This window comes from Thalassospira lucentensis, assembly GCF_001613805.1.
Taxonomy (GTDB): Bacteria; Pseudomonadota; Alphaproteobacteria; order Rhodospirillales; family Thalassospiraceae; genus Thalassospira; species Thalassospira lucentensis_A.
On sequence record NZ_LPVY01000019.1, the window covers coordinates 36,363 to 47,321 of the forward strand.

15 protein-coding genes are annotated in these 10,959 nt (G+C 56.2%); 1 reads left to right on the plus strand and 14 read right to left on the minus strand.

Annotated features, from left to right (window positions below):
* Positions 1-4: 4 nt before the first annotated feature.
* The 5 genes from AUP42_RS14430 to AUP42_RS14455 all read right to left on the minus strand — a co-directional run bounded on the left by AUP42_RS14430 (position 5) and on the right by AUP42_RS14455 (position 4,487).
* A complete protein-coding gene (locus AUP42_RS14430; RefSeq protein WP_062952312.1) occupies positions 5-1,096 on the minus strand; it encodes a TrbI/VirB10 family protein in 1,092 nt (363 codons plus the stop codon).
* On the minus strand, positions 1,093-2,175 hold the full coding sequence (locus AUP42_RS14435; RefSeq protein ID WP_062952313.1) for a TrbG/VirB9 family P-type conjugative transfer protein: 1,083 nt from the start codon (positions 2,173-2,175) through the stop codon (positions 1,093-1,095). The genes AUP42_RS14430 and AUP42_RS14435 overlap by 4 nt, the downstream gene beginning before the upstream one ends.
* Positions 2,172-2,900, minus strand: a complete 729-nt coding sequence (locus AUP42_RS14440; protein ID WP_062952314.1) for a type IV secretion system protein — start codon at positions 2,898-2,900, stop codon at positions 2,172-2,174. Before AUP42_RS14440 ends, AUP42_RS14435 begins: the two co-directional genes overlap by 4 nt.
* Positions 2,901-3,063: 163 nt before the next feature.
* Positions 3,064-3,357, minus strand: a complete 294-nt coding sequence (locus tag AUP42_RS14450; protein WP_062952316.1) for a hypothetical protein — start codon at positions 3,355-3,357, stop codon at positions 3,064-3,066.
* Positions 3,354-4,487 (minus strand): hypothetical protein, encoded by a 1,134-nt coding sequence (locus AUP42_RS14455; RefSeq protein WP_062952317.1) that lies wholly within the window; start codon positions 4,485-4,487, stop codon positions 3,354-3,356. The genes AUP42_RS14450 and AUP42_RS14455 overlap by 4 nt, the downstream gene beginning before the upstream one ends.
* A gap of 82 nt (positions 4,488-4,569) precedes the next feature.
* Between AUP42_RS14455 and AUP42_RS14460 the strand changes: the two genes are divergently transcribed.
* Entirely contained in the window at positions 4,570-4,944 is a 375-nt protein-coding gene (locus AUP42_RS14460) for a hypothetical protein (RefSeq protein WP_156484630.1), read from the plus strand.
* Between the two features lie 5 nt (positions 4,945-4,949).
* On the opposite strand, the gene AUP42_RS14465 is transcribed toward AUP42_RS14460, so the two are convergent.
* Genes AUP42_RS14465 through AUP42_RS14500 form a run of 9 tightly spaced genes read right to left on the minus strand, consistent with a single transcriptional unit; the run spans position 4,950 to position 10,749 of the window.
* A complete protein-coding gene (locus tag AUP42_RS14465; protein WP_062952319.1) occupies positions 4,950-5,801 on the minus strand; it encodes a hypothetical protein in 852 nt (283 codons plus the stop codon).
* Complete coding sequence (locus tag AUP42_RS21410; RefSeq protein WP_156484631.1) at positions 5,798-5,983, minus strand: hypothetical protein; 186 nt, start codon at positions 5,981-5,983, stop codon at positions 5,798-5,800. Before AUP42_RS21410 ends, AUP42_RS14465 begins: the two co-directional genes overlap by 4 nt.
* A complete protein-coding gene (locus AUP42_RS14470) occupies positions 5,965-8,355 on the minus strand; it encodes a VirB4 family type IV secretion system protein (RefSeq protein WP_062952320.1) in 2,391 nt (796 codons plus the stop codon). The genes AUP42_RS21410 and AUP42_RS14470 overlap by 19 nt, the downstream gene beginning before the upstream one ends.
* Positions 8,352-8,651, minus strand: coding sequence for a hypothetical protein (locus tag AUP42_RS14475; RefSeq protein WP_062952321.1), 300 nt, complete (start codon positions 8,649-8,651; stop codon positions 8,352-8,354). Before AUP42_RS14475 ends, AUP42_RS14470 begins: the two co-directional genes overlap by 4 nt.
* Positions 8,648-8,962: a TrbC/VirB2 family protein gene (locus AUP42_RS14480; protein ID WP_062952322.1), complete on the minus strand. Its 315-nt coding sequence runs from the start codon at positions 8,960-8,962 to the stop codon at positions 8,648-8,650. The genes AUP42_RS14475 and AUP42_RS14480 overlap by 4 nt, the downstream gene beginning before the upstream one ends.
* 18 nt (positions 8,963-8,980) lie before the next feature.
* Positions 8,981-9,421: a hypothetical protein gene (locus AUP42_RS14485; protein WP_062952323.1), complete on the minus strand. Its 441-nt coding sequence runs from the start codon at positions 9,419-9,421 to the stop codon at positions 8,981-8,983.
* Positions 9,421-10,164: a conjugal transfer protein TraL gene (locus AUP42_RS14490; protein WP_062952324.1), complete on the minus strand. Its 744-nt coding sequence runs from the start codon at positions 10,162-10,164 to the stop codon at positions 9,421-9,423. The genes AUP42_RS14485 and AUP42_RS14490 overlap by 1 nt, the downstream gene beginning before the upstream one ends.
* The gene (locus AUP42_RS14495) at positions 10,151-10,387 is read right to left on the minus strand and encodes a helix-turn-helix transcriptional regulator (protein WP_062952325.1); all 237 of its coding nucleotides are present in this window, start codon (positions 10,385-10,387) and stop codon (positions 10,151-10,153) included. The genes AUP42_RS14490 and AUP42_RS14495 overlap by 14 nt, the downstream gene beginning before the upstream one ends.
* Entirely contained in the window at positions 10,384-10,749 is a 366-nt protein-coding gene (locus AUP42_RS14500) for a TraK family protein (RefSeq protein WP_062952326.1), read from the minus strand. Before AUP42_RS14500 ends, AUP42_RS14495 begins: the two co-directional genes overlap by 4 nt.
* Positions 10,750-10,959: the final 210 nt, after the last annotated feature.

Below are 10,959 nucleotides of genomic sequence, written 5' to 3' on the forward strand. Positions count from 1 at the left end.
GCTTCTACTCCACATTTGCGATGTACCAGTCCGTTGCCGGACGGATCTGAAGGCGGGTGCCTTGCGGGATGGTGATGATGGGTTGCAGCGAGAGCGTCTCTTCAAGGACGCTGGCGCTGATTTCGCCAAAGCGGGTCGAGAGCTCTTCGGCGGCTTTTTCGGAAGCCGCCGTTGCGACTTCGCCGTCGCTGTCCTCGGATTTTGTTGAGGCCGCGGCATAGCGAACGGCGGTCGAAATGCCGGTCAGCATGAAGGCGGTGCCATAGCGCTCCCAGAAGCGGCGCTCCACGTCGCCAGTGGCCCCTTGGCGGCCCTGAATGTCGCCGATGGAGGAGGCAAGCTGGCGGATCTCGGCACGATGTCCGGCAATCAGGATCCGCTCGCAGGCAATCGAAAGGCGTGAGCTGCCCATATCCTTGGGCGGGTCGTAATTGCAGATCAGGCGCGATCCTTTGGGGATCAGGACATTGCGCCCGTGATAGCCATAAACATCGCGGGCCGACTGGACGATCACGGTGCCTGTCGCGTCACCGCCGACCTGGCTGTTGATCCCGGTTTCCAGAATGACCGTGATGTAACGATCTGCCGTAATGATCCGGCTGTTATCGACCGGTAAGGTCGATGTGCGGCGCGGCCCTTCATAATCCGCCTTGTCGTTTTCACCGACGGGTAGGTCGAGCGGATCCATGGCCGCAGGTGCGCTCATGCCGGGCAGGGCATTGTTGCGCGAAAAACCGGGCATCTCATCAGACTGCCATGCCGGAGTGCCCCAGTTTGACGACAGGGAAACGCGATGTTGCCAGGCGGCTTCCAATGCCCTGCGATAGGGATCTGGCGCGGGAGGTTCGGAGACCGGTTCAGGTTGAGGATCTGGTGCGGGTGCCGGAGCAGGTTCTTGTTCCGGTTTGGCTTCCTTGATGATGATTGGTGGCATCGCCGGGGCAGGAGCTGCGGGTGCTGGCGGCGGCGGTGCCGGAAGTGCCCAGACCGATGGATCATCAGCAGGCAAGGTTGGCGGCTCATTGATCACCGGTTCAGCGCACACGCCACCAAAGGTCAGGCCAAGAACCAGAGCGACATCGCAAAATGCACTCATGCTGCGTCCCCGGTATATTCAATGCAGAGGAAGCTTTGACCGCTTTTAAGCGTGATCAGTGGTCGGGTGCTTTCAATGATGTAGGTCTCACCCTGGACGCGGGTATTGACCAACTCATCAATGCCATCGACCACCACATAGGCCGTCGGCAGTTCGACATCCTTCCAGCGTTTGCCAAAGCGGATATAGGTGAAGTGATCATCCCGAAAGACCGTTTCCGGTCGGAGTGTTTCATCGCCCCAGAGATCATAGTCCCCCCAGCCGTGCAGGGCGTTCGGGTCGAACGGGGATTGTGCAACAAAGTCATCGGCAGGTGTGCCGGGGTTGGTGGCACTCAGTCCGACAATCGCACTGTCGATGGCAGCAGACTTATTGCTTTGCCCCGGAACAGACATCGCCGGAAGGGCCGGGTTTCCTTTGTCGTCCAAAACACCGGCAAAGCCGGGAACTGCCGGATCGCCATCAATCTGCACGGCCCCTTCAATGCGCACAATCAGATCGGGCACATTGACCGAATTGAAACTCTCGGCACGCAGATAGAACGGATAGACCGCACCGGACTTGCCATAGACAACCAGCGACGTATCGTAGCCATAGCCGCTGGGGCGGACTGCAAGACGGCGTTCACCGCGTGGTTTGACCGAGAACCCGCCATCATCCCCCAGATCGACGGCTTCGATGATCTCGCCGCGTGGCAGTTCAACAACCGTGACCATGAACTCGCGGGTGCGGACTTTATAGGTGCAGCCATCGCACAGCTCTGTGCTGTAAACCGCATCCTCGGGATCAGCCTGGTCCCAAACATCCTGAACCTGTCCGCTGGTGCGTGGGCGGCTCATCGCATTGAAGTAACCCTCATTCTGATCGCGCGCCTGATCAACCACACTATCGGGTACCGGCATGGCCGGAGAGGATTGTTGTGGGATGGTTTGCGCACTGGTAAAGGGCTGCTGTGATTGGTTCGGCATCGGTGGGCGCGCTGCGGTCTGAGCATTGGCGCGGTGATAGCCAAGAATGAGGACCGCCAAAATCAGGCTGCCCAGCACGAGATGGAAAACAAGATTGGTCAGGCGTTTCATGACGCGCCTCTTTCTCTAAGCACCATGTCGAGCACGGTGACGCCAAAGGGATTGGTGTATTTGTCGGCTTCGGAGACGTTCTGCGGGCGGGTGGCCAACGTCAGGTAAGCGCGCAAGGCTTTGCGCGAGATCTCTCTGCCGCGCCGATGATCGATCTGGATGAAATCGACCGCGTATTTATGGTCTGACGACAAGGTGGCGATGGGATCGATGGAAACGATCCGGACTTCGCGCTCGATCCCTTTCTCAAGGGCCTCGGTGATCAGGCCACTATCGATCCGCTCGCGCTTGAAGCGTTCCCAGAAGCTGGCATCAGAAAGTCTGGATGCTTCGCGCTGGCGCTCTTGTTGTGTGACTGGATCAATCTCGTTGGTGATCAGAACGAAACGCTTGGCCTGGGCTTCAAGAAAGACTTCAAAACCTTCGACCTTCTTGCTGACAGGTTCGACAACATAAGTGCGATCATCCGGGCCATAGGTCCGGACCAGGGCAATCTCGGTTTCCTTGAGCGGTACGAGATGCGCAACGGTTTGCACCAGAACGACGACGCCAGCGCCAAGCACAATGTTGGTCCCGGCAGACAGGCGCAGCATCCAGGCGAGCCTACGATGGCTGGCCTGAAAGCTGAATGGATCTGCAGCGACGGTGGTTTTATGCGTTGACGCCGCTTTGACCATCGACTTGCGACCGTTGTCGCGTTTGCCGATGCGCCCTAGCCAAGCCATGAGAAACCCTCGCCATTGAACTCGACCGGATCGCAGACGCACGGGCTGAGTTTCATTTCATCGGTGCCGGTCCCGTCTTTGGGGATCTCTCGGTCTCTTGAAACGGAGACGCAGCCCGAAAGGAGAACGACAAGGCACAGCATTGGAAGGAGACGTAATGGGATCAGGCGCATGGCTGCGATCCTTTCTGTTTGGTGGCGGTCGGGGAGGATGAAGCGCCCAAGCCAAGAAAAAGCCTGACAAGGGCAAGGACGATGGATAGGGCGATCCAGATATGAACGGCACTGCGCATCAGGCCGGCCAACTGGTCTGCATCGACTTCGCGAAGGGCCATGACAAAAACGATCAGGCTTTCCGGTGAAAACATGCCGGTCAGAACCAGTAGCCAGAGCGCAACGAGGGGAAAAACGGCGATGATCAGAACGACATCACGCAGGAATTTCTTGAGCCGGTTCATGGCTTGCCTCCCCGATCAAAGGTCGGTGTCTTGAGGCGTTCCATGACGGCATTCTTGGCCGAGACCAAGCTGTCCTTTGCCGCTCCTGCTGCTCCAACCGGATTGCGGGCGGCTCCCGCACCCAAGAGAACAGCATCAAGTGCCGCAGAAGCACCGCCCGGTGCGTATTTCTTGGCGGCATTGACAAGGGAGAGGCCGGTTGCGGTCATGCCAGCTGTAATGACGGCGGCAGCCTGATTGGTCAGTTGGGATCCGGCAATCGAGTTAGCCATGCCGGTGGCCTCAGCCATAAAGGCTGTGCCCATCCAGCCAAGAACGATGGCAACCCACAGGCCCGGATTGTCGATTGATGTGATCTCACGAACATTCTCGGTGTTTTGGATATCAAGCGACGCTGCGCCATAGAGACACAATGCCAGAGCCAGCGTTGAGCCAAACAGCACCATAAAAGCGGCGAAGACGGTTCGAACCCCCGTGATCGCCATGCCCCGTCCCCAACCGAACCCGACGGCAAGCATCAGGATTGGAGAGAGGGCGGAGAACATCATCACGCGGAAGATGCTGACCACTACCTGACTGAAATAGACAATGATCAGGATGATGTAGGGTAGGGCGAGCAGGACGCCGTAGACCCCGGCCATCAGATTGCCGAGCGAAATCGAAGCCCAGATCTCAAAGGCGATGCGAAGTACGCTCATCAAGCCTTGTTCGGCGACATAGACCAGCTGCGCCATACCACCCAGCGAAGAGGCTTCGCTAGGAATTTTGGCGCTTGCGATGCCACCTTCCATCCCGGCAGATAGCACCACCCCGGCAGCACTACCCATCGTTGATAAAGCCATCTGATAGATGGAATTTACGAGAGTGGGCCCTTGCCCGCCGAGCAGCAGACCGGCTATAGTAATGAAGGCAAATTCATGAGCGAATCCAATCAGATCGCCCTTTCCCATGATCATCTTGCCGCCATGAATAACGATCCATAGACCAACGACGGAGAGATAGATGAACCACATGGGTTCGAGCAGCACACTGCTCAGGTTCTGGGTAAAACTGTTTGCCAGATCAACATACTCCGTCACCACGTCGCATGTCAGGCAGGTGATGTCGTCGGTTCTACCGGTTGCGCTCATATCATTGGTCTTTCTTACTGGTACGCCAGTGCGTGCGCAGATATTTGCGCAGCAAAGCGATTACTTGGATTGGGGGTATGCAGTGTCTGTTTGGTCTGAACTTCAGACAGGTGCTGAGTTCGATGATGAATGGGCGAAAGTCATGCCTGCCTATGAAGCGAATAAAGCTATCGTTTCGGGTCCGCGCGGTGAGGTTCTGCAGCGCTTGGCAAAACATCCCGACGGTGATTTGATCAAGCGAGGCCACGACTTGGACCGCGTCTACCAAGTTTGGAAACACGTCTACCGGGCTGTCACCAACAAGGACAAAGCGTTTGCTTGGAACGAATGGAAACAGGCCGGATCTTGTTGGACGATGGAGCAGCGAAACGTTTTCACGCATTCGTGCCGAGATCTTCCCGATTGGCGTACCGGGAATGATGTGAAACGCGACAACACGTTTTTGGCAGCAAACTAGAGCACTCATTCTGCCGCCTCCGCATCTTCACGCTGCTGGGGTGGTAGGTATTGCAGCAACATGGTCGACTGGATTTTGACCAACTGGGCCATCAGTTGCTGCTGTTGAACCTGCTGGCGATTTGACATCGCCATCCATTTGGCAATTGCCATCAGAAGCCGCTTCATATCCGCCGCACCATTGGTGGCAGCTTCGAGTTCTTCTATAGCCTGCTGGACTTCTTCCGTGCTTTGAACAGTCAAATCGCTCTGTGCGAGCCCGGTTGTAACCGCATCTTTGGAGAGTTCTTCGCGTCTGGCTTCGACCATGGCGCGGGCTTGCTGTTGGGCCTGCCATTTGGCTTTGTTGACTGGGTGATCCGGATCCGCCCAGACACCACTACCTGAACCGGATCCGCCGTTGGTCCCTTCAAACTCACTGCCCTCCGGGAAGGTCCAGGTCGAAGGATCGTTTGGATCAAACCAAAGCGATTTGCGATAGATGCTGCGACCCTCGCAGATGCTGAAGAAGTCGAGATCATCGAGATTCATGCCCGGCATCAGACCAGACAGATCCGGTGTCAGACATTGGATGTCACGCAAGATCCGGTTAGTGAGCTTTTGCATATTGAGCACGGGCAGCGCGATCTGTCCGGCGGCCCCGATGGCATCAATCGTGCCCTGTGCCTGAGCACTGAGTTTGGTCAGCCATTCTGTGTGCTGCTTGAGCTGATCGATCTGCTTTTGCATTTTGCTCAGCTGCTCGCCCAGTTTGGCGATGGCCGACACATCAATCACCGGATAGGTGGCATAAGCGATTGCTGGTGTTGCCAGAACAATCCCGAAGGCCAGAGCCACTGAACGCAGACGCCTGTTCATGACGCACCTCCCGTACGGAGAATGACGACAAGCAAAAGGATCAGGGTCGCACTGGTGGTGATTGGACAGTTCAACATGCCAATCAGGCCGATGACGCCGATGAGACTGGTAATGGCGATAGAGGCCAAAGGTACTTTCATCATGACCGGGTGATTGGTTCGGGTTACAGATGGCTCTGCCATGCGTCCCCCCATTTGGCTTGAATGGTGGCCAGATCGTTGTTGGCATCCGGCCCGGACCGATAGAACCGCACGGCATCGCCAAGCGGTGTCAGATCGACATCGAGAATGGCGCTTTCCTCAAAGCCACTGGCCTCGTCACGTTTGATGATCAGAACACGCCGGTCATTCTTCTTGCGCGCGCGAGTGCGGCCCTGAACAAACAGCTTTTGTTCTTCATTGAGATTGAACGGCTTGAGGCTTTCTTCCGTGACCTTGGAGTTCGGGAAGAAGATCATCGTCGCGGTGTTTTCAATGATCGCTTCTGCTGCTCCGGTTTTGCCGAGCCCCGCAGGGTCCTGAAACGCCATGCCAACTGCACCGCCAAGCTTGCGGTATTCGCGATACATTTCGGCTCCGAGATCGCGGAAGCCGGGGTTGGAAAGAAGCTTGGCGGCCTCATCAATGAAGATCACAAAGCCGCCATTGCGCCCGGCAACCGATTTACTGATGGCTTCAGAGATATGACCAACCACCGGCCCGCCAAGTGCCGGATCGGCCAGTGCCTCGTTCATATTGATGCCAACCATGTGCGACTGGTTCAGAAGGCCGCCAAGGCTGTCATGTGGCGCGTTGAAGATGTGGCTTCGAAGACCTGTATTGCCCTTGTCGTCCGTCACCCATTGTGCAAAGGCGCGACGAAGCGCAGAACGACGGGCAAAGGCAAAGGGATAAATGGCATTGAGCGTGCGATGTGGTGGTTCAATCTGGAACGCCAGATCGACGGCATGATTGAGCGCATCAATGTCGCCATCTTCCAGATCAATCCCGGCAAGTGACTTGAGGATTGCGTAAACACGTTCGCGGTTCTTCGGGGTGTCGTCACCAACATCCAACGGGTTGAGCAACAGGCCGTCATAGGCTTGATAAAGACCGCCCATGGCTTCGACCATGAAGCGCGTGCCTTCCTTGGAATCAAAGATGTAGGACCGCACATTCTCAAACTTCGCAAGGCCACCCATGAGATGCATGATCAGGGTGGACTTGCCGACCCCGGACGGCGCAAAGACAAGAAAATTGCCAAGCGAGAACGGCTTGTTGACCACCTGAAACTGGAATGCGTAGGACTGGCCAGTAGGTGTTTTAAACCAGCGTACTGGTGCCGGGCCGAACTGGCTGGCCAACATGCCGGTTGCGGAATGCGGTAAAGCCCAAAGGGCAGCGATGTTCTGATCGCGCAGATCCAGCGGGGCCATAAACTGACTGCCCGGCAATCTGATCTTGCGTTTGGAAACGACAGGCAAGCGGTTAAACCAGCAAACCGGTGCTCCTTTGGTTTGCACGGCATAGCCGATGCGTTTGTTGCCAAGGATTTCTGTGATCTCGCGGATAAGGGCCGTGAGTTTTTCTTCGGTTTCTGCGCGCGGAATGATCTGAAACTGCGTGGCAAAGAGGGCTGTTTTGCCTTCGGCCAAAAGGTCGAGCAGGGTCGAGACTTCTGCCGCTGCTGCCGGATTGCCAAACCATGAGTTTGATTCACCGGCCATGCGGCGTTTATTGACCAGCATCGCCTGATCACTGCCCCAGGGATCACATATCTGGCAAATCTCGATATCACCCTGCAGGGCGAGGATCTCGCCGATCAGATGACCTGATACCGTTTCCGGCCAGAGTGTAACCGTAATGACCTTGTGGAACTGTCGGGCCGGAACATGTGTGGTGATGGTGCCGGTCACCTTGTCGCAATGAAGGTCAGATGCCGGAAGGTTCGCAGACAGGTTGTGACTGGTTGCAGGAAGGTCACGGCGATAATCGCCGCTGACCAATCCATTGAGAAACCCGGAAAGCAAACAAGGCTGGTCGTCATCAGAGCGTGCAAGCAGTTCCGGGCGATATTCCGAAAGAATGGCCGGGATCTTCTCTTCGGCATCCAGCAAGGGCTGCATGGCCTGAGCTGTTGCCATCAGATACCAGTCGATGAAGTAACTTGATTTGTATTGTCGTGCTTCTGCCGTGCCGATTTCATCAAGCACGCTATTGGGCCACTTTGCGTGAGCGGTAATCTCGCGCTGGCGTTTGACAGCAAAAAGCCGAACAGTGACCGACCTTTTGCCAAGCTCTTGCAAAAGAGATTGGCGACCGAGCAACAAGCTCTGCTGTTCGATCTCGATACGGGCGTCATAGCTGGTCCCTTGCAGGTGCCAGATACGCGAAAGAGATCCATCCTTGCCGCGAACGGTGACCTCGTCTACCGGATCGATCCCGTCGAGCTCCAACTCGTCCTGAAGCCAGTCTTGCTCGATATCGCCGAGCAATAAGCGACGACCTGCCGGAACTACCAGTCCCCCGGCCATGCCGGTCACGAGACCGGTGGTGATCACATCGGTCCAGATCATTTGCGCCCTCCCGTGGTCAGGTGGCGTTCACCCTTGCGGCTGCCCCAGAACATCGGGGTCACCAGAAGGTCGCGGTCATAGTTCGGATCGATCCGCTGATGTTTGACGAGATAGACCCATGCCCCGACAAAGCCGACGATCCCGCCCGGAATAACCAGGACAGGAAAGTCGAATACGACGGGCAGGACAAAACCCAGAACGCCAGCGAGACCGGCAACAAGCAGAAGCGGGATCGGCAAACCGATCAGCGTCATCTGGCGCTGGACCTGAATGAGAACAGCACTGGCGGCTTTCATTTGAGAACCCCCAGAAGACCCGAGGCAATGGCAGGGCCTGCAGTAACCAGAATGCCACCAATCACCATCATGATGCCGCGTTGCGGATCCAGCCTGCCGGTGAAAGCCCCCCAGCCACCATAGACGACTAGGCCAAGACCCAGTGCGATGGCAAAGATCTTGCCAAAGCCTTCGGCCAGAAGTTCGAGGAAGGAGACAACCGGATCCCACCAGTTGCCACCAGCAGTACTTTGGGCAAAGGCCGGTTCGGTCATGGCCAATGTAGCAAGCCCAGCAATGACTGCGATTTTGAGAAGGTTGCGTTTATCCATGTTCTGTTTTCCTTGTCGTCAGATCGTCAAAACGGTGAGGACGCCCAGCGTGAAGACGACGGCGACCAGATTGAGAGCGGTGAGGATGGAGATCAGCTTGACCATCTTGCGGAAGCGGTCCTGAGCCGTATCGGCAAGGCGGGCGGCTTCTTGCATGGCAGACAGACGTTCCCGCACGGCATCGGTCAGGGCTTCATTCTTGAAGTCCTCGATGGCGGCAGTGACATCGTTGGTGAAGGTTTCTGCTTGTGCCTGAATGATCCCCGACAGGGTCCGGTTGTGCTGATCAATCAGGCGACGATGCTCGTCGAGCACGACCTTGTGGATGGTGTAAATCATCAGCACCGGATCACCGTCCTCGACGGTGACCTGATGAACTTTCCACAAATGGGTGCGCAGTTCTTCGATGCTGTCCATGGTCAGGGGCGGCGGCGGAGCCTCATCAAGAACACTGGCCATTACAGCACCGCCTGTTCCATGGAGGCCCCAATGCTACGCCAGGTCATCATCAGGCGCTGGCGCGACATCAAGGGAAAGTCTGCATGGCTGCCTGCTTCATCAAAGGTCAGGCGGGCACGCATCATTTGCTCGATATCATGCCCAAAGGTTTCTTTGCGAACCTCGGGCAGACGCACCAGAGCGTGAATGCGCGACTTGTTCTTTTTATAAAGTCCGGAATGCTCGAAGCTCTCGACTTCGCCCGATGCGTTCTTGCGTTCGATCCGCCCGAAATATTCATTAAGCCAGACGACGACCGGAATATCGGGAACGCTTTGCAAAACCTGATGGAGACCCTGCATCGTGTCATTAAGCGCCTGCCCACCAGTAAGTACGGTATGGAGGCGAACTTCATGACCGGCATCGGCGAGCATTTGGAGTGCCTGTGCTTCGACCATATAGCCAAGCAGCGGCAAGAAGGTGCTGGCCCCGTTATCGATCACGACAACGCCATCTTCCGGGCCGGTCATGATCTGTTCGATCAGGGCATCGAAATAGCGCGGGTTGATCTCGTCAGGACGTTCGCCGAGGCGAATGGTTTCGACGGGGAAAGCCTTGTATCCGGCAAAGGTCTGGTTGACCGGATCGGTGTCATAGCAATGAAGCGGGGTGTCGCGTTTGAGGTAATGCTGTGCGAGCAGGCTTGCGACAAACGACTTGCCGACCCCGCCCTTGCCCTGAAGGGTAAGATTAATCAACGCCATCGGCGATAACTCCATCTGAAATGATAATTTTGATGCCCAGCACATGGGCGAGGCGGAACACGTGGGCTGCGGACAGATCCGTCCTGCCAGCCTCAAAATCTCGATAAGTGCGTTCGCACACGCCGATGCATTCACCTGCACCAGCTTGGGTGAGGTCTTGGCTCTCGCGGGCTTGCCGCAGGCGGGTGTGAAGGGTGAGGTAGTCGGATTGCCAAGAGCTCATTGGGTGTCATCCTCTTCATAGGAGACCCCGTCCCAAGTGCGATCAAATTCTATTTGCTCTTCGGCTTTGAGCGTTGGCAGTGTGCTGGTGTGGATTGAATGTGCGTTGACAACTGGCGTCTGTCTGTTCCGATTGTTGGGGCGAACAGACTGTTTTGCCGCAGTGCTTGCTGACGATTTTGAAGCATTGGAACGCAGTTGTTTAACCCGGTCATAGAAAGACCGGCGGGACATGGTGACACGTCCCGAAGTACTCAGTTCTTCGTAGATTGTTCGGATCAAAATGCCTTGCTCGATTTTAGCGAGAATTTCATCTCGCAGAGCAAGGATTTCGATCTTCGCCTGACCCCATTCCGCTGGCATTAGCGCGTTCCTTGTCGCAGGTGTTAACCACTTGACAAGGATCGGAAATGTATGGTCTCAATTCTGTATCAAAGGCGCAGACAAGGTCTGTGACTTGATTGAGAGAATTGGGTTACAATGAGTGCCCCCGCAACCAAACGATCAAACCCCGCCATTGGCGGGGTTTTGTCGTTTTAGTCTTGGGTCAGAATTAGAACCTGTGATCTTCCT

Bases quoted from the DNA above. Each gene is read 5' to 3' on its own strand.
- AUP42_RS14485 (WP_062952323.1), bottom strand. From the start codon at position 9,421: ATGGCCAGTGTTCTTGATGAGGCTCCGCCGCCGCCCCTGACCATGGAC.
- AUP42_RS14465 (WP_062952319.1), bottom strand. From the start codon at position 5,801: ATGAACAGGCGTCTGCGTTCAGTGGCTCTGGCCTTCGGGATTGTTCTG.
- AUP42_RS14490 (WP_062952324.1), bottom strand. From the start codon at position 10,164: ATGGCGTTGATTAATCTTACCCTTCAGGGCAAGGGCGGGGTCGGCAAG.
- AUP42_RS14480 (WP_062952322.1), bottom strand. From the start codon at position 8,962: ATGGATAAACGCAACCTTCTCAAAATCGCAGTCATTGCTGGGCTTGCT.
- AUP42_RS14470 (WP_062952320.1), bottom strand. From the start codon at position 8,355: ATGATCTGGACCGATGTGATCACCACCGGTCTCGTGACCGGCATGGCC.
- AUP42_RS14450 (WP_062952316.1), bottom strand. From the start codon at position 3,357: ATGAACCGGCTCAAGAAATTCCTGCGTGATGTCGTTCTGATCATCGCC.
- AUP42_RS14440 (WP_062952314.1), bottom strand. From the start codon at position 2,900: ATGGCTTGGCTAGGGCGCATCGGCAAACGCGACAACGGTCGCAAGTCG.
- AUP42_RS14455 (WP_062952317.1), bottom strand. From the start codon at position 4,487: ATGAGCGCAACCGGTAGAACCGACGACATCACCTGCCTGACATGCGAC.
- AUP42_RS14430 (WP_062952312.1), bottom strand. From the start codon at position 1,096: ATGAGTGCATTTTGCGATGTCGCTCTGGTTCTTGGCCTGACCTTTGGT.
- AUP42_RS14500 (WP_062952326.1), bottom strand. From the start codon at position 10,749: ATGCCAGCGGAATGGGGTCAGGCGAAGATCGAAATCCTTGCTCTGCGA.
- AUP42_RS14435 (WP_062952313.1), bottom strand. From the start codon at position 2,175: ATGAAACGCCTGACCAATCTTGTTTTCCATCTCGTGCTGGGCAGCCTG.
- AUP42_RS14475 (WP_062952321.1), bottom strand. From the start codon at position 8,651: ATGAAAGCCGCCAGTGCTGTTCTCATTCAGGTCCAGCGCCAGATGACG.
- AUP42_RS21410 (WP_156484631.1), bottom strand. From the start codon at position 5,983: ATGGCAGAGCCATCTGTAACCCGAACCAATCACCCGGTCATGATGAAA.
- AUP42_RS14495 (WP_062952325.1), bottom strand. From the start codon at position 10,387: ATGAGCTCTTGGCAATCCGACTACCTCACCCTTCACACCCGCCTGCGG.